Below are 23441 nucleotides of genomic sequence, written 5' to 3'. Positions count from 1 at the left end.
TGCCACTGCGGAGCGTCAGATTGATTGCGTCTGGCCTTTTTGGGGCTGCTGCGCAGCCCAGCGGGAGCAAGCTCCCTCGCCACGGAGGGTGCACTTGCTCGGGTTATTGCTGGTAAGCCTCCAACGCCTCCTCGGCCAGGATACGAATGTTGCGCCGTTCCATGGCGATCAGGCCACCGTCCACCAAGCGATGCAGAATGCGCGAGAAGGTCTCTGGCTGAATCCCCAGCTTGGAGGCCACCAGGCGTTTGGACACCTGCAGCACCAACTGACCGTTGCGTGGATCGCGCTCCTGCAGCAGGAAATTGATCACCCGCCGACTGGCGCTGGCCAGGGTCAGGTTGTCGATGTCCTTGAGGCGTTGGTGCAGGTGGATGCTCATGCTCGCCAGGATCGCCAGGCAGACTTTGGGCTGGTCCTCCAGGGCCTTGCGGTAGTGGGTGCCCTCGATGCTCACCAGTACGCTGTCCTTGATTGCCGACGCACTGACCGGGTAGCACCGGGCCTCGCTGAATAGCAGGGCCTCGGCGAAGGTCTGTCCGGGCTGGATGATCTCCACCAGGTTCTCCTGGCCTTCGCCGGTGACCCGGAACAGCTTGATCTGGCCACTGACCAGCAGGAAAAACCGCTTGGCCGGGTCGCCCTGGTGCATGAGCGTGCTGTTGCTGTCCAGGCGCCTGAGGACGGCCAGGCTGCAGACATCTTCAAAGACCCGCTCCGGCAATTGGCTGAACAGGTGATGACGACGCAACAGTAAAACGATGGAAGGGTGGGTCAGCATGGCGTACCTCCGCGTGCCGTCATGGTAGGGCCCAAATCGTCGCCGGCCTATGCCTCGGCAGGCCTACCTCGGAAGAGGGAGGCCTGATGACTATCCTTGTGGCGAGGGAGCTTGCTCCCGCTGGGCTGCGTAGCAGCCCCAAAAAACAGGGCCGCTGCGCGCCCCAGCGGGAGCAAGCTCCCTCGCCACAGGTTATGTGTTGCTCATGGAATCTATTCGCCAGGCCTAACCCGCCCCGCGCAAATGCTCCATCGCCCACACCGCCGCTTCGACCCGTGAACGCAAGCCGAGCTTGTGCAGCAGGTTCTTCACATGCACCTTGACCGTGCCTTCGGTGATGCCCAGCTTGTGCCCGATGACCTTGTTGCTGTAGCCGCCAGCGATGGTCTTGAGCACCTGGCGTTCGCGCTCGGTCAGTTCTACATCGGCCTGGCGCGGTGGCGAGCGCAGCGCCTGGGCCATGACGCGGGTCAGGCCGGGGCTGATCACCAGGGCGCCGTTGAGGGCATCGCGGATGTACTGGATCAGCAACTCCGGCTCCATGTCCTTGAGCAGGTAGCCGTTGGCGTCCAGGCGCAGTGCGTCGCGGATGTCGTCCTCGGCATCGGACACGGTGAACAGCAGCACCTTGCCGGTGTAGTGCATGGCGCGCAGCCGGCGCAGGGTCTCGATGCCGTTCATCTGCGGCATGTTGTTGTCCAACAACACCAGGTCGGGCTTGAGCGGTTCGATCAGGGTCAGGGCTTCTTCGCCGTGGCTGGCTTCGCCAACGATCTGCAAATCGTCTTCGAGCTCAAGCATCTGACGGATGCCGCGACGCATCATCGGATGATCGTCGACCAGTAGCAGGGTGTGGTGCAGGGGGGCGTTCATGTTGCGAGGCCTTCGGTGTGTTGGCCCAGGAATTCCGGTTGGAAATGCACCTGGATGCGGGTGCCCTGGGGGGTACGGGAGTGAATCTGGAGCTGGCTGCGCAGGCTGCGGGCCCGTTCGTTCATGATGTTCAGGCCATGGTGTTCGCGCTGGTCCACCTCGCCGCTGAAGCCCCGGCCATCGTCTTCGATCGACAGCCGCACGGTCTCGCCTTCCTGGCGCAGTTCGAGCCAGGCGTTTTCGGCATGGGCATGGCGCAGGCAGTTGGACAGGGCCTCACGGGTGATCTGCAGGATATGGATCTGCTCGCTGGCCGACAGCTCGAAGGCCAGGGTGTCGACGAACAGATGCACTTTGAAGTCCCCGCGGTTGGAGAACTCCTCGGCAGTGTCCTTGAGTTCTTCGACCAGGCCGTCATCGTGGATCTGCAAGCGGAAGGTGGTCAGCAACTCGCGCAACTGGCGATAAGCATTGTTGAGCCCTTCGCGCAGTTCACCGGTGACGGTCTCCAGGGTCTGCACCGGTTCGCCCCGACGCATCAGGGTCTGCATGCGGCTGACTTGCAGCTTCATGTACGACAAGGCCTGGGCCAGGGAGTCGTGGAGTTCGCGGGCAATGATCGTGCGTTCATCGAGCAGCAGCAGACGATGGTCCTGTTCGCGCTGGCGCTTGAGCGATAGCGACGTACCAATCAGGTTGGCCAGGGCCTGGATCAATGCGGTTTCCCAGGGCTGCGCGGCGTGGCCGTCGACAAAATGGGCCTTGAGCTCACCCAGTTCGTTGCCCTGGTTGCTGATGCTGAAGGCTTGCGGGCGTGCAGCGTTGTGTTTATGACAACTGGCGCAATCGCTGCTGGCGCAGACCTGGCGGCTGTCGGCGCCATGCAACGCCAGCAGGTGCCTGGCCGGTGCCTGCAATTGCCCTTGCAGGCACAGCGTCAGGCGCAGGCCCGGCAGGCGTTGTTGGAAGCGTCGGATCAGTTCATCCAGCCCTTCGGCATTGGCTTGTCGCGTCGCCAGGCTGCGACTGCTTTGGTACAGCAGTTCCAGGGCGGCGTTGGCCTGTTGCAGGTTCAGGGTCTTTTGCTGGACCTGGTTTTCCAGGGTGCGGTGCGATTGCTCGATGGTCTCGGCCATGGTGTTGAAACTGGTCGCCAACTGGCCCAGTTCATCTTCGGACTGGTGATTGACCCGCACCTGGAATTCGCCACGACGAAAGCGCTGGGTGGCGTCCACCAACTCCTGCAAGGGCGTGACCACGCCGTACTGCAATTCATACAGTCCGATCAGCAGGATGATCATGGTGCTGAACAGCGCCGCGCCCTGGATCACCTGCTGCCAGCCTTGCTTGTGCTCGCTCTGACGTTGCAGCAGGGTGACGAACTGGTCCAGTTGATCGACGAAGGTGTTGGCGCTGGCCTGGAAAAATGCCGAGTCACCACGCTCGATGGCCGGGCGCAAAGTCTGGTTCCAGCGCTGCACAAGGTCGCGATAGCTCTTGTGCAGGGAGGTTTCCGGCCCATCTTCCAGCACGGCGCGCAGGGCAGGGCTGTCGAGGCGTTGTTGCAGGCTGGCGATGATCGCGGGGACGTCGTCGTTGGCCCCCGCCGCCAGTTTCCAGCTCAGGTGGTAGGTCTCCATGCGCACGGAGCCAGCGGTATTGATAGCGGCAGCGTCGCCCTGGCTGAACCAGGCGATCAATCCGGCGCTCAAGGAACTGGCCAGGGCCAGGATGGCGATGAGGATCACCGCCAGCCCGGCGCGAGCGGGCAGGGAGCTGCGCAGCCAGCGCATCATCGACGCGGGCCTGCGGGGCAAAACTGTGAAGCGAGCATAGGGGCGCCCTGGACCTGGGGGGTGTAGCAGCCAATCCTGGGCGCACTACCTCTAAAGAGTTGTCGGCCGCTCCATTTCCATAAAAGCTTCGGCAGACTTGTTCAAGATATTGATAAATAAAGGGTTGTATCAATATCCGGGTCTACCTCCTTGGAGGTAGACGGGGCAAGCATAGGCCTGGACCGCCCCGGCGCACGTTGACCCAAGTCAAGTTTTTGCGGGGTTCGTATCACTAGGCTGCGCTCATCGAACTGACGGAGTGCATCGTGATGCGAGCGCAAGTGCAACAAGGGCTGGTACTAGGGATGAGTACCCTGGCCTTCACCGTGTGCTTCATGGTCTGGATGATGTTTGCCGTGCTCGGCGTTCCGATCAAGGAGCTGCTGGCCCTCAACGAGACCCAATTCGGCCTGCTGGCGGCCACGCCGGTGCTGACCGGCTCGCTGGTGCGTTTGCCCCTGGGGCTTTTGACCGACCGCTTTGGCGGACGGATCGTGTTCTTCCTGCTGATGCTGTCCTGCGTCCTGCCGCTGTACTTGATCACCCTCGCCACGGCCTTCTGGCAGTTCCTGGTGCTGGGCCTGTTCGTCGGCCTGGCTGGCGGTTCGTTCTCGGTGGGCATCGCCTATGTCGCCAAGTGGTTCGACAAGCAGAACCAGGGTTTCGCCATGGGCGTGTTCGGTGCCGGCAACGCGGGTGCGGCGGTGACCAAGTTTCTCGCCCCGGCCCTGATCGCGTTCGGCTCCTGGCACCTGGTGCCCAAGGTGTTCAGCGCCATCCTGTTCATCACCGCGCTGCTGTTCTGGTTTCTCACCAGCGAGAAAAAGGAGCACAGCGGCACCGGCGGCGCCACATTGCGCGAGCAGTTGAAAACCCTGAAAGAGCCGGCCGTGTGGCGCTACTGCCAGTACTACTCGATCGTCTTCGGCGGCTACGTGGCCCTGGCCTTGTGGATGACCAAGTACTACGTGCAGGAATACGGCTTCAGCCTGCAAAGCGCGGCGCTGCTGGCGGCGTGTTTCTCCCTGCCTGGTGGCGTGCTGCGGGCCGTCGGTGGCTGGATGTCCGACCGCTGGGGCGCCCAGAGCGTGACCTGGTGGGTGTTGTGGGTCAGCTGGATCTGCCTGTTCCTGCTCTCCTACCCCCAGACCCAACTGCAAGTGCAAACCGTCAACGGCATCGTCGATTTCCATATCGGCCTCAACGCCACGCTGTTCACCGTGCTGCTGTTCGTGATGGGCATCGCCTTCGCGTTCGGCAAGGCCTCGGTCTTCAAGTACATCGCCAACGACTACCCGAAAAACATGGGGGCAGTGTCCGGCATCGTCGGCCTGGCCGGCGGCCTGGGCGGGTTTGTGCTGCCGATCATGTTCGGCGCCCTGGTGGACCTCACCGGCGTGCGCTCGTCCTGCTTCATGTTGATGTACGGCGTGGTCTGGGTCTCCCTGGCCTGGATGTACTTCAGCGAAATACGCAAGCGCCCGCTGCTGGGTAAACAGCCGCCGGCCATTCAATCCCCGTTTTCCAGCATTGCCCAAGGAGAAGAACATGTCCGTTCTGCAAACGCCTGAAAAGGGCCCGGTCATTCATGACTGGCGTCCGGAAGATCCTGCTTTCTGGGGCAGTAGCGGCAAACTGACCGCCCGGCGCAACCTGTGGATTTCCATCCCGGCGCTGCTGTTGGCCTTCGCGGTGTGGATGGTCTGGAGCACGGTGATCGTGCGCCTGAATGCCATCGGCTTCAGTTTCAGCACCGACCAGCTGTTCTGGCTGGCGGCATTGCCGGGGCTGTCCGGTGCGACCTTGCGCATCTTCTACTCGTTCATGGTGCCGATCTTCGGTGGCCGGCGCTGGACCGCCCTGAGCACCGCATCGCTGCTGATCCCGGCGTTGTGGATGGGCTTCGCTGTGCAGAACCCGGCCACGCCCTACAGCGTGTTCGTGTTGATCGCGTTGCTCTGCGGTTTTGGCGGCGGCAACTTCGCCTCGAGCATGTCCAACATCAGCTTCTTCTACCCCAAGTCCCAGCAAGGCACGGCCCTGGGCCTGAACGCCGGGCTGGGTAACCTGGGGGTGTCGGTGATGCAGTTCAGCGTGCCGTTGGTGATCTCTTTCGGCGTGTTCGGCTTCATGGGCGGCCAGCCCCAGGTGTTGGCTGATGGTAGCTCGCTGTGGTTGCAGAACGCCGGTTTCATCTGGGTGCCGTTCATCCTCGCCGTGACCCTGATTGCCTGGTTCGGCATGAACGACCTGTCCAGCGCCCGTGCTTCGTTCAGCGAGCAGGCGGTGATCTTCAAGCGCAAGCACAACTGGCTGATGTGCTGGTTGTACCTGGCGACCTTCGGCTCGTTCATTGGCTTTTCCGCCGCGTTTCCCCTGCTGATCAAGACTTCGTTCCCGGAAGTCATCGCCCTGAAATTCGCTTTCCTCGGCCCGCTGGTGGGCGCGCTGGTGCGGCCGTTGGGCGGCTGGCTGGCGGACAAGCTCGGTGGGGCCAAGGTCACCTTGTGGAACTTCGTGCTGATGATTCTGATGGTGTTCGGGGTCATGCACTTTTTGCCCCAAGGCGGCCAGGGCGGCAACTTCTACGGCTTCCTGGGCATGTTCATGTTGCTGTTCATCACCACGGGTGTGGGCAACGGTTCGACCTTTCGGATGATCCCGGTGATCTTCCGCACCCTGCATGAAAAAGCCGCCCTGGGCAAAAAGCCCGAGGTGCGCGAGCAAGCGCTCAAGAATGCCGGCAAGGAGTCGGCCGCGGTGCTGGGCTTCAGCTCGGCCATGGGCGCCTTCGGGGCATTCTTCATCCCCAAATCCTTCGGCACTTCGATGGCCCTGACCGGCGGCCCGGAGATGGCCTTCTACATGTTCGTCGGCTTTTACCTGAGCTGCATCGTGGTGACCTGGTGGTGGTACGCCCGCAAGGGCGCGGCGACACCCTGCTAAGACGAATTCAACTATTGCGAGGGCGGGGCGCAGACCCCGCGGAGCAAGCCTGAGAGGAACACACTGTGAGTCATTTATTGGATCAACTGCGGTTTTTCAACCGTAAGCAAGGCGAGTTTTCCGATGGGCACGGCGAGACCCGCAAGGAGTCCCGCGACTGGGAGAACGTCTATCGTTCGCGCTGGCAGTACGACAAGATCGTGCGGTCCACCCATGGGGTGAACTGCACCGGTTCGTGCTCGTGGAAAATCTACGTCAAGAACGGCTTGATCACCTGGGAAACCCAGCAGACCGACTATCCGCGTACCCGCAACGATCTACCCAACCACGAACCACGCGGCTGCCCTCGCGGCGCGAGCTACAGCTGGTACATCTACAGCGCCAACCGGCTCAAGTACCCGAAGATTCGCAAGCCATTGCTCAAGCTGTGGCGCGAAGCCCGGCAGACCCTGCCACCGGTGGAAGCCTGGGCCAGCATCGTCGAGGACAAGGCCAAGGCCGACTCCTATAAAAGCAAGCGCGGCATGGGTGGCTTCATCCGTTCCAACTGGGAAGAAGTCAACGAGATCATTGCCGCCGCCAACGTCTACACCGTCAAGACGCACGGCCCGGACCGGGTGGTGGGCTTCTCGCCGATCCCGGCCATGTCGATGGTCAGTTATGCCGCCGGCTCGCGCTACCTTTCGCTGATCGGTGGCGTGTGCCTGAGCTTCTACGACTGGTATTGCGACTTGCCGCCCGCTTCGCCGATGGTCTGGGGCGAGCAGACCGACGTGCCGGAATCGGCCGACTGGTACAACTCCAACTACATCATTGCCTGGGGCTCCAACGTCCCGCAGACCCGTACCCCTGACGCCCACTTCTTCACCGAGGTGCGCTACAAGGGCACCAAGACCGTGGCGATCACCCCGGACTATTCGGAAGTCGCCAAGCTCACCGACCTGTGGCTCAACCCCAAGCAGGGCACCGACGCCGCACTGGCCCAAGCCTTCAACCATGTGATCTTCAAAGAATTCCACCTGGACAAGCCCAGCGCCTATTTCACTGAATACGCCAAGCGCTACACCGACCTGCCGGTATTGGTGATGCTCAAGCCGATGCTTGGCGCTGCGCCGGGTGCCGGTTACCAGCCGGACCGTTTCCTGCGGGCTAGCGACCTGACCGACAACCTCGGCCAGGACAACAACCCGGAATGGAAAACCATCGCCATGGATGCCGCCGGCGAACTGGTTTCGCCCCAAGGCTCCATCGGCTATCGCTGGGGCGAGAAGGGCAAGTGGAACATCCTGCCCCGTGAGGGCGGCGAGGGACGTGAGATCGACCTCAAGCTGAGCCTGATCGGTGGCGACGTCGCCGAGGTGGCCTTCCCGTATTTTGCCGGCGAAGCCCAGGAGTACTTCCAGCACGTGGCCGGTGATGCGGTGCAGTTCCGTCGGGTGCCGGTGCACAGCGTGGTGCTGGCCGATGGCAGCGTGGCGAAAGTCGCCACTGTATTCGACCTGTCGGCGGCCAACCTGGCGATCGACCGTGGCCTGGGCGGCGCCAACGTTGCCAAGGACTATGACGACGCTTCGGTGCCCGGCACCCCGGCCTGGCAGGAGCAGATCACTGGCGTAAGTCGCGAGAAGGCGATCCAGATCGCCCGCGAGTTTGCCGACAACGCCGACAAGACCCGTGGACGCTCGATGATCATCGTCGGTGCAGCGATGAACCACTGGTACCACATGGACATGAACTACCGCGGGCTGATCAACATGCTCATGCTCTGCGGTTGCGTCGGCCAGACCGGCGGCGGTTGGGCTCACTATGTGGGCCAGGAAAAACTCCGTCCGCAATGCGGCTGGCTGCCCCTGGCCTTTGGTCTGGACTGGAACCGTCCGCCACGGCAGATGAACGGCACCAGCTTCTTCTATGGCCACAGTTCGCAATGGCGCCACGAGAAGATGAGCATGCACGACGTGCTCTCGCCCCTGGCCGACAAATCGCAGTTCCCCGAGCACGCCCTGGACTACAACATCCGCGCCGAACGGGCCGGCTGGTTGCCGAGCGCGCCGCAACTCAACACCAACCCGCTGCACATCTGCCGCGATGCCGCCGCCGCGGGCCTGGAACCCAAGGACTACGTGGTCAAGTCGCTGCAGGACGGTTCCCTGCGCTTTGCCTGCGAACAGCCGGACAGCCCGGTGAACTTCCCGCGCAACATGTTCATCTGGCGTTCCAACCTGCTGGGCTCCTCGGGCAAGGGCCACGAGTACATGCTCAAGTACCTGCTGGGCACCAAGAACGGCGTGATGAACGAAGACATCGGCCATGGCACCGAGTGCAAACCCACCGAAGCCGAATGGGTCGACGAGGGCGCCATTGGCAAGCTCGACCTGGTGACCACCCTGGACTTCCGCATGTCCTCGACCTGCGTGTATTCCGACATCGTCTTGCCGACCGCGACCTGGTACGAAAAAGACGACATGAACACCTCGGACATGCACCCGTTCATCCACCCACTGTCGGCCGCCATCGATCCGGCCTGGGAATCGCGTTCGGACTGGGAAATCTACAAGGGCATCGCCAAGGCGTTTTCCGCCATGTCGGTCGGCCACCTGGGTGTCGAGAAAGACCTGGTCACCGTACCGCTGATGCACGACAGCGTCGGCGAACTGGCCCAACCCTTCGGCGGCACCGACTGGAAAAGTGCCGGTGTGGCGCCGGTCCCGGGCAAGAACGCACCGAACCTGCAGGTGGTGGAGCGCGACTATCCGAACATCTACAAGCAGTTCACCTCCCTGGGCCCGATGCTGGAAAAACTCGGCAACGGCGGTAAGGGCATCAACTGGAACACCGAGACTGAAGTGAAATTCCTCGGCGAACTGAACCACAAGGAAGTCGAGGCCGGCATCAGCCAAGGGCGACCAAAGATCGACAGTGCCATCGACGCCGCCGAAGTGATCCTGTCCCTGGCCCCGGAAACCAACGGCCATGTCGCGGTGAAAGCCTGGGCAGCGCTGTCGGAGTTCACCGGCATCGACCACAGCCACCTGGCCGTCTCCAAGGAGCACGAGGCCATTCGTTTCCGCGACATCCAGGCCCAGCCACGCAAGATCATTTCCAGCCCGACCTGGTCTGGCCTGGAAGACGATCACGTGAGCTACAACGCCGGCTACACCAACGTCCATGAGTCGATCCCATGGCGCACCATCACCGGTCGCCAGCAGTTCTACCAGGATCACCCGTGGATGCAGGCGTTCGGCGAGCAGCTGATGAGCTATCGGCCACCGGTCAACACCCGCACCATCGCCGGCGTGAAGGGCAAGCGCAGCAATGGCGAGACCGAGATCGTCTTGAACTGGATCACCCCGCACCAGAAGTGGGGCATCCACAGCACCTACAGCGACAACCTGCTGATGCTGACCCTGAGCCGTGGCGGACCGATTGTCTGGCTCTCGGAAATCGACGCCAAGCGCGCCGGTATCGAGGACAACGACTGGATCGAATGCTTCAACGTCAACGGCGCGCTGACTGCCCGTGCGGTGGTCAGCCAACGGGTCAAGGAAGGCATGGTGATGATGTACCACGCCCAGGAACGGATCGTGAACGTGCCCGGTTCGGAAACCACCAAGACCCGTGGCGGTCACCACAACTCGGTGACCCGCGTGGTGCTCAAGCCCACCCACATGATTGGCGGTTACGCGCAACAGGCCTACGGCTTCAACTATTACGGCACGGTCGGATGCAACCGCGACGAGTTCGTCGTGGTGCGCAAGATGGTCAAGGTCGATTGGCTCGATGGTTCCAGTGGCGATGATCTGCCGCGTCCACTGCCGACTGATATCGAGGAGAACTGAGATGAAGATTCGCTCACAAATCGGCATGGTCCTGAACCTGGACAAATGCATCGGCTGCCACACCTGCTCGATTACCTGCAAGAACGTCTGGACCAGCCGCGAAGGCATGGAGTACGCCTGGTTCAACAACGTCGAATCCAAGCCGGGCATCGGCTATCCCAAGGAATGGGAAAACCAGGACAAGTGGAAGGGCGGCTGGATCCGCAACGCCGACGGTTCGATCAACCCGCGCATCGGCGGCAAATTCCGCGTACTGGCGAATATCTTCGCCAACCCGGACCTGCCGAGCCTGGACGATTACTACGAACCGTTCGACTTCGACTACCAGCACTTGCACACCGCACCGCTGGGCGAGCACCAGCCCACCGCGCGACCACGCTCGGTGGTGTCCGGCAAGCGCATGCAGAAGATCGAGTGGGGCCCGAACTGGGAGGAAATCCTCGGCACTGAATTCGCCAAGCGGCGCAAGGACAAGAACTTCGACAAGATCCAGGCGGACATCTACGGCGAGTACGAAAACACTTTCATGATGTACCTGCCGCGCCTTTGCGAGCACTGCCTGAACCCGGCGTGCGCGGCATCGTGCCCGAGCGGCGCGATCTACAAGCGCGAAGAGGACGGCATCGTCCTGATCGACCAGGAGAAATGCCGTGGCTGGCGCATGTGCATCAGCGGCTGCCCTTACAAGAAGATTTACTTCAACTGGAAGAGCGGCAAGTCGGAAAAATGCATCTTCTGCTACCCGCGTATCGAAGCCGGGATGCCGACTGTTTGCGCTGAAACCTGCGTCGGCCGGATCCGTTATCTCGGCGTGCTGCTGTACGACGCCGACCGTATCAGCGAAGTGGCAAGCACCGCCGATGAGAAGGACCTGTACGAGAAGCAACTGGAGATTTTCCTCGACCCCAACGACCCAGCAGTGATTCGCCAAGCCCTGGCCGATGGCGTGCCGCAGTCGGTGATCGATTCGGCGCAACGTTCGCCGGTCTACAAAATGGCCGTGGATTGGAAACTCGCACTGCCGCTGCACCCGGAATACCGCACCTTGCCAATGGTCTGGTACGTGCCGCCACTGTCGCCGATCCAGAACGCTGCCACGGCTGGCACCGTGGGCATGAACGGGGTGATCCCGGACGTCGACAGCCTGCGCATCCCGCTGCGCTACCTGGCGAACATGCTCACCGCCGGTGATGAAAAACCGGTCAAGCTTGCGCTCAAACGCTTGCTGGCGATGCGTGCCTACAAACGTTCCGAGCAGGTCGACGGCGTGCAGGACCTGCAAGTGCTGGCCGACGTCGGCTTGAGCGTGAACCAGGTGGAAGAGATGTACCGCTACCTGGCCATCGCCAACTACGAAGATCGCTTCGTCGTACCAAGCGCCCACCGCGAAGACGCCATGAGCGACGCGTTCGCCGAGCGCTCCGGTTGCGGCTTCAGCTTTGGCAGCGGTTGCAGTGGCAGCTCCGACACCAACATGTTCGGTGGCAAGAAGGCCAACCGCCGCGACGTGATCAAAACCGTGCAGTTGTGGGAGGAATGAGCATGCGCATTCTCAAGGTGATTTCGTTGCTGCTCGACTACCCGACCGAGACCCTGGTGGCCGGTCGGGATGAGCTGGAACAAGCGATTCTCCAGGCACGGGAAATCAGTCCCAACCAGCGCGCCGGGCTGTTTGAATTGCTGGAGGTGATCTGCGGCAAGGACCTGATGGATGGCCAGGAGCACTACGGTGCGCTGTTTGGCCGCGGTCGTTCGCTGTCGCTGCTGCTGTTCGAACATGTCCATGGTGAATCCCGCGACCGTGGCCAGGCCATGGTCGACATGATGGCCCAGTACGAAGAGGCCGGTTTTGCCATCGGCGTCAAGGAACTACCTGACTACATCCCGCTGTACCTGGAGTTTCTTTCCACCCGCGAAGACCTCGAGGCCCGCGAGGGCCTGGCCGATGTGGCGCACCTGCTGGCCTTGCTTGCGGCGCGCCTGGACGAACGTGAAAGTGCCTACGCCAGTTGCTTCCGGGCCTTGCTACAAATCGCCGGGGCCGAGCCTCAGGTGGCCGTGGCCGAGTTGCGTGAGCAAGTAAAGGCCGAGCCACGGGATGACTCCCTCGAGGCCCTGGACAAGGTCTGGGAAGAAGAGGCGGTGGATTTCATGAAGGCCGAACAGCAGGACCGTTGCAGCTCGATGCCCAGCGCGCCGGGCAAGGCGCGAGACGAAAGTGCGGTGCCGCTGCACTGGGTGGATTTTCAGCATGAAGGGTTGGCCGCAGCGCCAGCCGGGGAGGTGGGTAATGTCTAAATGGGATCTGTTGTTGTTCGGGGTCTACCCCTATGTCGCCTTGGCGATTTGCCTGCTTGGCAGTTGGGCACGCTTTGATCTGTCCCAGTACACCTGGAAGGCCGGTTCCAGCCAGATGCTGAACAAGCGCGGCATGCGCGTGGCCAGCAACCTGTTTCACATCGGCGTGCTGTTCGTGCTGGCCGGCCACTTCGTCGGCCTGCTGACACCCTCGGCGATCTACCACCACGTGCTGAGCACCGAGAACAAGCAGTTGCTGGCGATGGTCTCCGGCGGTTTCTTCGGCGTACTGGGCCTGATCGGCCTGGTGATGCTGCTCAACCGTCGCCTGACCGACCCACGGGTTCGCGCCACCTCCAATGCGTCGGACATCCTCGTGCTGGTGGTGCTGCTGGTGCAACTGGTGCTGGGGCTGATGACCATCGTGGCCTCTACCGCCCATATGGACGGCTCGGTAATGGTGATGCTGGCTGACTGGGCCCAGAACACCGTGCTGTTGCGTCCGGTTGAAGCCGCTACCTCGATAGCGCCGGTAGGCCTGGTCTACAAGCTCCACGTGGTGCTGGGCCTGACCTTGTTCGTGCTGTTCCCGTTCACCCGTCTGGTCCATATCGTCAGTGCGCCGGTCTGGTACCTGGGACGTCGTTATCAAATCGTTCGGCAGAAGTTTTGAGGAGAAGATCATGGCGAGTGGATGCGGATGTGGCGGTAGTGGTGGCGGCAGCGGCGGCTGCGGTTCTTCGGCAAAAGCGGCACCGGTGATCGCGCCGGTGGCCGATGCCGAACCGGCGGGGGCGGTGCAGTTCGAGCCGGCCCAGGCCGGGCCGGTGGCGGAGGATGAAGCGCCACAGTTGATTGCCAGCAGTGAACAGGAGTGGCCGATCATCAGCGTCAACGGGGTGTCGATCACCCCGCAGGCGATGGCCCAGGAGCTGCAATACCACCCGGCGGAAAGCCGCGAGGAGGCGGTTTATCAGGCGGCACGGGCCTTGGTGATTCGCGAATTGCTCCAGCAACGCATCGCCGAACTGGGCCTGGCGTTACAGGTCGGCGCCGGCGAAAACGAAGAGGAAGCGGCCACGCGGCTATTGCTCGAACGTGAGGTGCAGGTGCCGCAGTGCGACGAGGCCACCTGCCTGCGTTATTACGAAAGCAACCGAGCGCGGTTTCACAGCGCACCGTTGCTGGCGGTGCGGCACATCCTGCTCGAATGCGCGCCGGACGATGCCGAGGCGCGCAGCCTGGCTCATGTCCAGGCCGAGCTGCTGCTGGAGCGGTTGGATCAGTTCCCGGGCAGTTTTGCCGAGTTGGCGCTCAAGCATTCGGCGTGTCCATCCAAGGAGCAGGGCGGCTCGCTGGGGCAGATCAGCAAGGGCCAGACTGTGCCTGAGCTGGAGCGCCAGTTATTCACCCTGCCGGCGGGCCTGGCCGGTAAACCGCTGGAAAGTCGCTATGGCTGGCACGTGATCAGCATCGACCAGCGCATCGATGGCCAGCCATTGCCGTACGAGGCGGTGGCGACGGCGATTCGTACCCAGTTGCAGCAGGGCGTATGGCAAAAAGCGCTGGTGCAGTACCTGCAAACCCTGATCGGTGCGGCGGACATTCGCGGCATTCATCTTCAGGGTGCCGACTCGCCGCTGGTGCAGTGAGTACGGGCTCAATCAGGAGGTCTTCATGAATGCGGTGTTGCAGGACGGATTTGGGCGCCAGATCGATTATTTGCGGATGTCGGTGACCGATCGTTGTGATTTTCGTTGTGTGTATTGCATGGCGAAAAACATGACGTTCCTGCCGCGTCAGCAAGTGTTGACCTTGGAGGAGTTGCAGCGTCTGGCGCGGCTGTTCGTCGGCCTGGGGGTGAAGAAAATCCGCCTGACCGGTGGCGAGCCGCTGATCCGTCCGGGCATCGTCGGGTTGTGTCGCGAGATCGCGGCATTGCCCGGCTTGCGGGAACTGGTGATGACCAGCAACGGCTCGCAGTTGGGGCGATTGGCCCAGCCGCTGGTCGATGCTGGCGTCAAGCGCATGAACATCAGCCTCGATAGCCTGGACGGCGAACGTTTTCGGGCGATTACCCGCAACGGCAACCTGGACCAGGTGCTGGCCGGGATTGAAGCGGCGCAGGTCGCTGGGTTCGAGCGGGTCAAGTTGAACTGCGTGGTGATGAAAGGACGCAACTTCGATGAGGTCCCGGCGCTGGTGCAGTACGCCATCGATCAACGCATCGACATCAGTTTTATCGAGGAGATGCCGTTGGGGGAGGTGGGGCGTTCCCGGGGCGAGTCGTTCTGTTCCAGCGATGAGGTCCGGGCTGTGATCGCCGCTCATCACCGGTTGCTCGACAGTACGGAGAACAGTGGTGGCCCGGCGCGTTATGTACGTTTGGAACAGCATCCGGATACCCGGATCGGTTTCATTTCCCCCAACACTCACAACTTCTGCGCCAGTTGCAATCGCGTGCGCATGACCGTTGAAGGGCGCTTGCTGTTGTGCCTGGGGCAGGAGGATTCTCTCGATCTGCGTGGCTTGTTGCGGCGTTATCCTTTGGATGACCAGCCGGTTATTCAGGCGGTGCAGAAGGCGTTGCGTGGGAAGCCTTTGCGCCATGACTTCAATCCTGGTGGGGAGGTGCAGATTGTGCGGTTCATGAATATGAGTGGGGGTTAAGGGCTTACGCAGACCCCGTGGCGAGGGAGCTTGCTCCCGCTGGGGTGCGCAGCAGCCCCGTACTGTTCTGAGCGCTGGGATTTGTTGATTGGGGGCATATCCGTTGCTGCGGTAACGGCCACTTAGGGTTCCGCCCTGACGGCGGCTCACTTTTGAGAAGCGCAAAAGTAAGCAAAACGCTTTTGCCCCACCACTCGGTGCCTCGCCTAGGCTCGGCATGCCCGAACGCAGGCATTGCTCCGTGGGCCGCCGCGAAGGGCCATCCATGGCCCAGCGCGGCTATCCCGGCATCCATGCCGGGATGCCCACTGCGCAATGCCTGCGTTCGGCCAGCGTGGTTAACGGGGCGCCGAAATCAACGTCCACCGCGAGGCGGCCTTATAGCCGGCCTGGCTCTGCGGCCATACCCCGATCCAACTGTGGGAGCGGGCTTGCTCGCGAAGGCGGCCTGCCAGCCGGCCTATTTCTTCCGGTCGCACCCCGATCCCATTGGACGAGGCGCATTGCCCCCCCTTCCAAGCGGGTTGGCCGTCGCTCCCGAATCTTGATATCGATCAATTGCAACTCGATCGTTTGGCCGTACTCTCCACTGCATGTTGTGTTTATACGAATCAAAAAGCCTATATGTAGTGTCTGGAGCCAAAATGCAGAGCACGTTGATCTCAGTAGGGTGTAACCGCTTGCACAAGCGCGATGGCAGTGTGGTCGCCTTCGATGCGGACAAGATCCGCCAGGCGCTGATCGCCGCTGGCAAGGCCACTGGCGAATACGCCGAAGCCGAGGCCGAGGCGTTGCTGGAGGCGGTGTTGGCGCGGTTGGAAGGGCAGACGCGGTTGAACGTCGAGCAGATCCAGGACCGTGTCGAGCGGGTGTTGATGGACGCCGGTTTCTTTCTCTCCATGCGTGCCTACATCGTCTATCGCGAGCAACACGGACGCCTGCGTCGGGATCGCCGTACGCTGGTGGAAGTCGCCACGTCGATGAACGAATACCTGGACCGCGAAGACTGGCGCGTGCAGGCCAACGCCAACCAGGGCTATTCCCTCGGCGGGCTGATCCTCAACGTATCGGGCAAGGTCACCGCCAACTATTGGCTCGACGAGGTCTACAGCCAGGCCATCGGCCAGGCGCACCGCGAGGCGGACCTGCATATCCACGACCTGGACATGCTCGCCGGCTATTGTGCCGGCTGGTCGTTGCGCACCCTGTTGCACGAAGGTCTCAATGGCGTGCCAGGGCGGGTCGAGGCCGGGCCGCCCAAGCATCTGAGCAGTGCCCTGGGACAGATGGTGAATTTCCTCGGCACCCTGCAGAACGAATGGGCCGGCGCCCAGGCGTTCAGCTCGTTCGACACGTACCTGGCACCCTATGTGCGCAAGGACCAGCTTAGCTACGACGAGGTCCGGCAGTCGTTGCAGGAGTTCATCTACAACCTCAACGTACCGTCGCGCTGGGGCACGCAAACCCCGTTCACCAACCTGACGTTCGATTGGGTCTGCCCACAGGACTTGCGTGAACAGATACCGATCATCGGTGGCGAAGAGATGCCGTTCGCCTACGGTGACCTGCAAGCGGAAATGGAACTGATCAACCGCGCCTACATCGAGGTGATGCAGGCCGGCGATGCGAAAGGGCGGGTGTTCACCTTCCCGATCCCGACCTACAACATCACCCACGACTTCCCGTGGGACAGCGAGAACGCCGACCGGCTGTTCGAAATGACCGCCCGTTACGGTTTGCCGTATTTCCAGAACTTCCTCAACTCGGACATGCAACCCAACCAGGTGCGGTCGATGTGCTGCCGCCTGCAACTGGACGTGCGCGAACTGCTCAAGCGCGGCGGTGGCTTGTTCGGCTCGGCGGAGCAGACCGGCTCCCTGGGCGTGGTGACGATCAACTGCGCCCGCCTGGGTTATCTGTACAAGGGCGACACCAGCGCGTTGCTGCAACGCCTCGATGCCCTGATGGAACTGGCGATGGAGAGCCTGGAGGTCAAGCGCAAGGTCATCCAGCATCACATGGATGCCGGTTTGTATCCGTACACCAAGCGCTACCTGGGCACCTTGCGCAATCACTTCTCCACCATCGGCGTGAATGGCCTGCACGAAATGCTGCGCAATTTCACCGATGACCAACAAGGCCTGCACACCGAGCAAGGCCGGGCATTCGCCCTGAAACTGTTGGATCACGTGCGGGCCACGCTGCTGCGATTCCAGGAAGAAACCGGCCACCTCTACAACCTCGAAGCCACGCCCGCCGAGGGCACCACCTACCGCTTCGCCAAGGAAGACCTCAAGCGCTATCCGGATATCTTGCAGGCCGGCAGCCCAGTCGCACCGTACTACACCAACTCGTCGCAACTGCCGGTGGGCTTCACCGAGGATCCGTTCGAAGCCCTGGAGCTACAAGACGAACTGCAATGCAAATACACCGGCGGCACCGTGTTGCACCTGTACATGGCAGAACAGATTTCCTCCACACAGGCCTGCAAGCAATTGGTGCGCAAGGCACTGGGACGTTTCCGCCTGCCGTACCTGACCATCACGCCGACCTTTTCCATCTGTCCGGTGCACGGTTACCTGGCCGGCGAACATGAGTTTTGCCCGAAATGCGACGAGGCCTTGCTGCTGCAACAACAGCGCCAGGGCAGCGTTCACTGATCCGATCCATCGACCGCAAGGAGCTTCACCCATGAATGCATCGCAAAGCCTTCCACAAGCACAGCGTCAACGTTGCGAAGTCTGGACCCGAGTGATGGGTTATCACCGTCCGGTGGCGGCCTTCAACCCAGGTAAGCAGTCCGAGCATCGCGAGCGGGTGCATTTCACCGAACGCGCGGCCGGGCGTCCATGAGTCGAGTGCTACGGGTCGGGGGCATGGTGCCCCTGACCACCCTCGATTATCCGGGCCAACTGGCGTGCGTACTGTTTTGCCAAGGCTGTGCCTGGCGTTGTCGTTATTGCCATAACCCGCAACTGATCCCGCCGCGCGGTAGCGAGGAGGTGGATTGGTGCCGGGTGTTGGCGTTCCTGCAGCGCCGTCAGGATCTGCTCGACGCCGTGGTGTTCAGTGGCGGTGAGCCAACCTTGCAGGACGGCCTGGCGCCGGCCATGGAGGAAGTGCGGCAGATGGGCTTTCGCATCGGCCTGCACAGCGCCGGCATCAAGCCGGCGGCCTTCGCCAAAGTGGTCGGGCTTGCCGACTGGGTGGGTTTCGACGTCAAGGCCTTGCCCGAAGATGCCCTGGACGTGACCCGTGTCGAAGGCAGCGGCGCCGCCAACTGGCGCAGCCTTGACCACCTGCTGGCCAGCGGCGTGGACTATGAATGTCGCACAACGGTGCACTGGCATTTGTTCGACCCCGAGCGGTTGCTGAACCTGGCCCGACGCTTGAGCGAACGCGGCGTCACGCGGTTCGCGGTGCAACTGGTGCGCACTGCGCGGATGCTCGATCCCCACCTTTCCAGCGTTTCGGCACAAGCCTTGCAGCCTGAGCTGTGGGCCGCCATGCGCGAGTTGTTCCCCTCGTTCGTCTTACGCAGTTGAGCGAGCGCCGGGATGAACGACCGACAGCGGCCCGGGATGACCGGGCCACACTTTTTTAGGTTTTCAAATGCGCTGCCAACCGGCAGGTAGTTGAACAGGGAGCATTTGATATGACCAGACTCACCACCGCCCAACGCATCGTGATCGGCTTTGCCATCGCGCCACTGGCCTTGATTGCCCTGGCGCTTTACGCCTTGAGCGACCTGGCGATGCTGCGCGACCAGGCCGAGCAGATCGTCAGGCAGGATTGGCCGAAGATCGACCCGATCATGGTGATCGCCACGGGCGTGCGCGATAACGCCAGGAATACCCGGGATTTGTTGATCGACAAGAACAATGCGCAAGTCCAGCAATCCATCGACGCCACCCGACAACGGATTACCCAGGCCTTCGCCACGCTGGAGCCGCTGTTCGATCAGCCTGAAGGCAAGGCCGCGTATGCCGAGTTGAAGAAACGTCGCGAGGCCTACGTGGCGGCGTTCGTCCAGGTGCAGGCGTTGATCCGCCAGGGCGCGACGGACGAGGCGATGACGCAGCTCAAGCAGGGCGTGATTCCGGCGGAGCTTGAGGTGTACAAAAGCCTCGAAGGGATGATGGCGATGCAGGGCAAGGTCTTTGTCGAACGTGAGCACTTGGCCCAGGCACGTTACAACGATGCGCGGCGCAACATGCTGGCGTTGGTGCTGGCCTGCCTGGCCCTGGTGACGACCGTGGCGATCCTGGTGACCCGCAGTGTGACCCGTCCCCTGGGTGGTGAACCCAATGACGCGGCGCGGGTGCTTAACCTCATCGCCCAGGGCGACCTGACGATCCGCGTGCCCGTGGGTGTCGGTGCCAATGACAGCGTGATGAGTAACATGCACGACATGCAGCAGAGTCTCAACAGCATGGTCCGGCACATTGCGGCCTCGGTGGATCGAGTGGCCAGTTCCTCCGAAGAACTGAGCGCGGTGAGCAGCCAGACCAGCAGCACCTTGCAGTTGCAGGGGCATGAAATCGAACAGGCTGCCGCGGCCGTGAACCAGATGACCGCCGCGGTGGACGAAGTGGCGCGCAATGCGGTGAGCACCAGCGAAGCCTCGCGGGTGTCCGAGCAAACGGCCCAGCGTGGTCGTGAACAGGTCCAGGAAACGGTGGCTTCCATTACCGCGCTGGCCGAAGGTGTGACGGACAGTTCCGGCCGAATCCAGCAATTGGCCGGGCGGGTACAGGACATCAGCTCGGTGCTGGATGTGATCCGCAGCATTGCCGAGCAGACCAATCTCCTGGCACTGAACGCCGCCATCGAAGCCGCCCGCGCCGGTGATGCCGGGCGTGGTTTTGCAGTGGTGGCCGATGAAGTCCGGGCGTTGGCTCATCGGACCCAGGATTCGACTCGGGAAATCGAGGGCATGATCGGTAATATCCGCCTGGACAGCGGGCATGCGGTGAGCTCCATGCAGAACAACAGCGAACTGGTGCAAGCCACGCTGCTGGTGGCCCAGCGCTCCGGCGAGGCCCTGGATGAAATCGCCCATTCGATCTCGCAGATCAACGAGCGCAACCTGATGATCGCCAGCGCCACGGAACAGCAGGCGCTGGTGGCGCGAGAGGTGGATCGTAACCTGGTGGACATTCGCAACCTGTCCGAACAGGTCATGCTGGGCGCGCGGCATACCGATACGGCGGGCCAGGACCTGGCGCAGATGGCCGGGTCACTGCATGAGACGGTGGCGCGGTTCAAGGTCTAGGCCGATCAATGTCAGGGCCTAGGCCCCACAATCCCTTGTGGGAGTGAGCTTGCTCGCGATAGCGGAGGGTCAGCTAGTGATAGTGTTGGCTGTGCTAAGGGTGGAACCCTAAGCCGCCGTTACCTAAATAACGGATATACACACCAAGTCAGGAGTTCCCAGCGACCGGCTCAGAAGCACCCAATCGCGGCCCGGCCGAATAACGAATCACACTAAGAACCGCCAACGTCGCAACCACCAACCCAGGAGACGTCGCCAGCAATACGGCCGTGGTCCCACCCCCTGCCGCCAGGATCTGTCCGGCAGCCAGCGGCCCGGCCACCGACCCCAGGCGTCCGATGGCCACCGCTGCACCAACCCCCGTCGCACGTACGGAGGTAGGGTAGGAGGGCGGCGCCAAGGCATAGAGGACCAATTGCGCAGCCATGACAAACAACCCAGCGGCGAACCCGGCAATGGCCATCGGCACGATACCGACCGAAAACCCGACCCCGGCCAGGGCGCTCAGCAGTCCGGCATAGACGAACAGCACCACCTTGATGCCATTGCAACGGTCCAGCAACAGGCCACCGAGCAACGAGCCCAGCGCTCCGCCGATGTTGAACAGCATTTGCACCAGGCCGGCCTGGGGTTTGCTGAAGCCCTGTTCCAGCAGCAATGACGGCAGCCAGTTGAGCAACATGTACATCACCGTCAGGGTGAAGAAATAACTCAGCCACAGCGCCAAGGTGGTACGGCCGCGACCTTCACCAAACAGCGCCTGAGTGGTGGAGCCGCGCGCTGTGCCGCCATCCAGCGCCTGGCGAAAGGCGCTGGATTCGGGGAGCCACAAGAGCATCAGCGGGACCACCAACAGGGGCGCCAACCCGCCGATGAAAAACGTCATCTGCCAGTGTTCGCCAAACAACATGGCGACCACTGCCGCCAACGCACCTCCCAACGGAACGCCGGCGTACATCACGCTGATGGCCGTGCCCCGGCGCTGCTCGCCCACGGCTTCGGCGCACAGGGCGATGAGGTTGGGCAGGGCGGCGCCCAAGCCCAGGCCGGTCATGAAACGCACCAGCAAGAGGCTGGAGAAGTGTTCGACATAAGCGGTGCTGAGGGAAAACACGCCGAACAGCAAGACAGCGGCGATGAGAATTTTCTTGCGACCGATGCGATCAGCGATCCAGCCGCCAAAGAACGCACCAGGCAACAGCCCGATGATCCCGGCACTGAATACCCAACCCATCATTTTCGGGTCGAGGGCAAACGTCTGTCGCAGCCCTGCGGCTGCGGTACCGGCTGACTGAAGGTCGAAACCCTCGATCAACGCGACGATGAAACACAGGGCGATAGTCAGCGTCGCACGACGCGCCGGACGGTTCATGGCAAATCCTCTTATTGTTTTTGTGAGGGACACCGGCTCGGAGGATAACCGGCAGGCGCATTTAAGATTAACAAAGCTAACTAAAAAATGAAGGGTGCCAAGGAGGAGTCATAAACGGGCCAGATCATTATGAAAATCAGGGGCTTGGTACGAATATTCAAGTCAGTTGGTAAATTAGTTAATGATATTAATGTTCGATTATCGGTCAGTGTTGATTGACGAAGGGCCCTCGCGGTTTCCATTCTTGGTTCCCACGGCCCCTATCACCAAGGCTGGGCCGATCAAAACAACAACAATAAGTGGATATCGAACATGCCAAACCTTGCCCGGGACGCCTCGATGGCGCGCCCTGTTTTCTCGTTCGCCAGTCTGCTGGCCTGCCTCGGGCTGAGCCTGGGTTCTCCTGCCTTGCGGGCGGAGGGCTTCATCGACGACAGCCACGGTACCCTGACCCTGCGCAATTACTACATGGACCGCGACTACAAGGACGGCGGCGCCAAGACCGCGGCCAGGGAGTGGGCTCAAGGTGTGTTCATGAACGTCGAGTCGGGGTTTACCCCCGGGACGGTTGGGTTCGGCCTCGATGTGAGGGGGTTGCTGGGCATCAAGCTCGACTCATCGCCTGACCGAAGCGGCACCGAACTGTTACCGGTATCGAGCAGCGACAAGCGTGCGGCGGATGAGTATTCGCGCCTGGGTGTGACCGGTAAGCTGCGTTTCGCGCAAACCACCGTGAAGACCGGCGATGTGTCGATCTTCCTGCCGTTTGCCTTCGCCAGCCCATCGCGGCTGCTGCCGCAGACTTTTCGCGGGACGACCCTCAGTTCCAAGGACATCGACGGCTTGACGTTGAACACCGGCTATATCGATCGCATCGCCCGGCGCGATTCCACCGACTACCAACCGATGAGCATCGCCTCGCCCAACCGTCGTTTCAACGGTGCGGCGACTTCGTCCCATATGGCTTATGGGGGCGGCGACTACCAGGTCAACAAAGACCTCAGCCTGCGGGCTTACCACGCCGAAGTGGCGGATTTGTATCAACAGAACACCTTGGCGTTATTGCATAACCTGCCCTTGGGCGATGGCGTCCTGACCACTGACCTGCGCAGTTTTTTCAGCGACGAAGACGGCGCGGCCAAGGCTGGCAAAGTGGATAACCGCAACGTTTCGGCGCTGGTCGGCTATCGCCTGGGCGGCCATCGCGTGAGCCTGGGCTACATGCATTCCAGTGGTGATACGGCCACGCCTTATGTGTCCGGCACCGAGCTGATGGGCTTGAGCGAAATGACCATGAGCTCGGATTTCCTCAATGCCAAGGAACGCACCTGGCAGGCGATCCATGACTACGACTTTGCCGCCGTGGGCGTGCCGGGCCTGCGCAGTCGACTGCGTTATGTGCGTGGTGATCACATCGAATTGGCGGCTCTCAATGCCGAGGATCGCAAGGAGCGTGAGTTCCAGATGGAGCTGGGATACGTGATCCAGGGCGGCCCGCTGAAAAACGTCGGGCTGCTGGCACGCAAATCGATCTATCGCAACAACTTCCCGG

At 61.9% G+C, this 23441-nt stretch carries 17 protein-coding genes; 13 read left to right on the top strand and 4 right to left on the bottom strand.

Annotated elements, in window-relative coordinates:
- Window positions 1–103 precede the first annotated feature (103 nt).
- From BLT00_RS04175 to BLT00_RS04165, 3 genes are all read right to left on the bottom strand, one after another.
- Window positions 104–781, bottom strand: a complete 678-nt coding sequence (locus tag BLT00_RS04175) for a Crp/Fnr family transcriptional regulator (protein WP_063320852.1) — start codon at window positions 779–781, stop codon at window positions 104–106.
- Window positions 782–1006: 225 nt separating this feature from the next.
- The gene (gene narL, locus BLT00_RS04170) at window positions 1007–1654 is read right to left on the bottom strand and encodes a two-component system response regulator NarL (protein WP_063320853.1); all 648 of its coding nucleotides are present in this window, start codon (window positions 1652–1654) and stop codon (window positions 1007–1009) included.
- Complete coding sequence (locus tag BLT00_RS04165; protein WP_092145753.1) at window positions 1651–3450, bottom strand: HAMP domain-containing protein; 1800 nt, start codon at window positions 3448–3450, stop codon at window positions 1651–1653. The genes narL and BLT00_RS04165 overlap by 4 nt, the downstream gene beginning before the upstream one ends.
- 308 nt (window positions 3451–3758) lie before the next feature.
- Here BLT00_RS04165 and BLT00_RS04160 point away from each other — a divergent pair, with 308 nt between their 5' ends.
- The 12 genes from BLT00_RS04160 (at window position 3759) to BLT00_RS04100 (ending at window position 20517) form a co-directional block, all read left to right on the top strand.
- The gene (locus BLT00_RS04160) at window positions 3759–5060 is read left to right on the top strand and encodes an MFS transporter (RefSeq protein ID WP_371856951.1); all 1302 of its coding nucleotides are present in this window, start codon (window positions 3759–3761) and stop codon (window positions 5058–5060) included.
- Entirely contained in the window at window positions 5038–6435 is a 1398-nt protein-coding gene (locus BLT00_RS04155; protein ID WP_092145748.1) for a NarK family nitrate/nitrite MFS transporter, read from the top strand. The genes BLT00_RS04160 and BLT00_RS04155 overlap by 23 nt, the downstream gene beginning before the upstream one ends.
- Before the next feature lie 65 nt (window positions 6436–6500).
- Entirely contained in the window at window positions 6501–10274 is a 3774-nt protein-coding gene (locus BLT00_RS04150) for a nitrate reductase subunit alpha (protein ID WP_092145746.1), read from the top strand.
- A gap of 1 nt (window position 10275) precedes the next feature.
- Entirely contained in the window at window positions 10276–11814 is a 1539-nt protein-coding gene (narH, locus tag BLT00_RS04145) for a nitrate reductase subunit beta (RefSeq protein WP_063320858.1), read from the top strand.
- A gap of 2 nt (window positions 11815–11816) precedes the next feature.
- On the top strand, window positions 11817–12572 hold the full coding sequence (narJ, locus tag BLT00_RS04140; protein ID WP_092145744.1) for a nitrate reductase molybdenum cofactor assembly chaperone: 756 nt from the start codon (window positions 11817–11819) through the stop codon (window positions 12570–12572).
- Window positions 12565–13245 (top strand): respiratory nitrate reductase subunit gamma, encoded by a 681-nt coding sequence (gene narI / locus BLT00_RS04135; RefSeq protein WP_063320860.1) that lies wholly within the window; start codon window positions 12565–12567, stop codon window positions 13243–13245. The genes narJ and narI overlap by 8 nt, the downstream gene beginning before the upstream one ends.
- A 10-nt stretch (window positions 13246–13255) precedes the next feature.
- A complete protein-coding gene (locus BLT00_RS04130) occupies window positions 13256–14224 on the top strand; it encodes a peptidylprolyl isomerase (protein WP_063320861.1) in 969 nt (322 codons plus the stop codon).
- Window positions 14225–14249: 25 nt separating this feature from the next.
- Entirely contained in the window at window positions 14250–15242 is a 993-nt protein-coding gene (gene moaA, locus BLT00_RS04125; protein WP_092145742.1) for a GTP 3',8-cyclase MoaA, read from the top strand.
- A gap of 644 nt (window positions 15243–15886) precedes the next feature.
- Window positions 15887–17902: a ribonucleoside triphosphate reductase gene (locus BLT00_RS04115; protein WP_092145740.1), complete on the top strand. Its 2016-nt coding sequence runs from the start codon at window positions 15887–15889 to the stop codon at window positions 17900–17902.
- A 31-nt stretch (window positions 17903–17933) separates the two neighbouring features.
- Window positions 17934–18095: an anaerobic ribonucleoside-triphosphate reductase gene (gene nrdD / locus BLT00_RS04110; protein ID WP_003202433.1), complete on the top strand. Its 162-nt coding sequence runs from the start codon at window positions 17934–17936 to the stop codon at window positions 18093–18095.
- Window positions 18092–18787 carry an anaerobic ribonucleoside-triphosphate reductase activating protein gene (locus tag BLT00_RS04105; protein WP_063320864.1) on the top strand — a complete coding sequence of 232 codons (696 nt, stop codon included), beginning with the start codon at window positions 18092–18094 and terminating at the stop codon, window positions 18785–18787. Before nrdD ends, BLT00_RS04105 begins: the two co-directional genes overlap by 4 nt.
- Window positions 18788–18897: 110 nt before the next feature.
- Complete coding sequence (locus tag BLT00_RS04100; RefSeq protein ID WP_092145737.1) at window positions 18898–20517, top strand: methyl-accepting chemotaxis protein; 1620 nt, start codon at window positions 18898–18900, stop codon at window positions 20515–20517.
- Between the two features lie 148 nt (window positions 20518–20665).
- Here the strand turns inward: BLT00_RS04100 and mhpT are convergent, their stop codons facing one another.
- Window positions 20666–21889 (bottom strand): 3-(3-hydroxy-phenyl)propionate transporter MhpT, encoded by a 1224-nt coding sequence (mhpT, locus tag BLT00_RS04095; RefSeq protein ID WP_092145734.1) that lies wholly within the window; start codon window positions 21887–21889, stop codon window positions 20666–20668.
- A gap of 312 nt (window positions 21890–22201) precedes the next feature.
- On the opposite strand from mhpT, the gene BLT00_RS04090 reads away from it, so the two are divergent.
- Window positions 22202–23441 (top strand): OprD family porin (locus BLT00_RS04090; protein ID WP_092152511.1); only part of this gene is annotated, 1240 nt, incomplete at its 3' end.

This window comes from Pseudomonas sp. NFACC51 (genome assembly GCF_900103575.1).
Taxonomy (GTDB): Bacteria; Pseudomonadota; Gammaproteobacteria; order Pseudomonadales; family Pseudomonadaceae; genus Aquipseudomonas; species Aquipseudomonas fluorescens_Q.
Note: the sequence above shows the minus strand (reverse complement) of the source record. Positions and strands in the feature narration are given on the sequence as shown.

Bases quoted from the DNA above. Each gene is read 5' to 3' on its own strand.
- BLT00_RS04175 (WP_063320852.1), bottom strand. From the start codon at position 781: ATGCTGACCCACCCTTCCATCGTTTTACTGTTGCGTCGTCATCACCTG.
- narL (WP_063320853.1), bottom strand. From the start codon at position 1,654: ATGAACGCCCCCCTGCACCACACCCTGCTACTGGTCGACGATCATCCG.
- BLT00_RS04165 (WP_092145753.1), bottom strand. From the start codon at position 3,450: ATGATGCGCTGGCTGCGCAGCTCCCTGCCCGCTCGCGCCGGGCTGGCG.
- BLT00_RS04160 (WP_371856951.1), top strand. From the start codon at position 3,759: ATGCGAGCGCAAGTGCAACAAGGGCTGGTACTAGGGATGAGTACCCTG.
- BLT00_RS04155 (WP_092145748.1), top strand. From the start codon at position 5,038: ATGTCCGTTCTGCAAACGCCTGAAAAGGGCCCGGTCATTCATGACTGG.
- narH (WP_063320858.1), top strand. From the start codon at position 10,276: ATGAAGATTCGCTCACAAATCGGCATGGTCCTGAACCTGGACAAATGC.
- narJ (WP_092145744.1), top strand. From the start codon at position 11,817: ATGCGCATTCTCAAGGTGATTTCGTTGCTGCTCGACTACCCGACCGAG.
- narI (WP_063320860.1), top strand. From the start codon at position 12,565: ATGTCTAAATGGGATCTGTTGTTGTTCGGGGTCTACCCCTATGTCGCC.
- BLT00_RS04130 (WP_063320861.1), top strand. From the start codon at position 13,256: ATGGCGAGTGGATGCGGATGTGGCGGTAGTGGTGGCGGCAGCGGCGGC.
- moaA (WP_092145742.1), top strand. From the start codon at position 14,250: ATGAATGCGGTGTTGCAGGACGGATTTGGGCGCCAGATCGATTATTTG.
- BLT00_RS04115 (WP_092145740.1), top strand. From the start codon at position 15,887: ATGCAGAGCACGTTGATCTCAGTAGGGTGTAACCGCTTGCACAAGCGC.
- nrdD (WP_003202433.1), top strand. From the start codon at position 17,934: ATGAATGCATCGCAAAGCCTTCCACAAGCACAGCGTCAACGTTGCGAA.
- BLT00_RS04105 (WP_063320864.1), top strand. From the start codon at position 18,092: ATGAGTCGAGTGCTACGGGTCGGGGGCATGGTGCCCCTGACCACCCTC.
- BLT00_RS04100 (WP_092145737.1), top strand. From the start codon at position 18,898: ATGACCAGACTCACCACCGCCCAACGCATCGTGATCGGCTTTGCCATC.
- mhpT (WP_092145734.1), bottom strand. From the start codon at position 21,889: ATGAACCGTCCGGCGCGTCGTGCGACGCTGACTATCGCCCTGTGTTTC.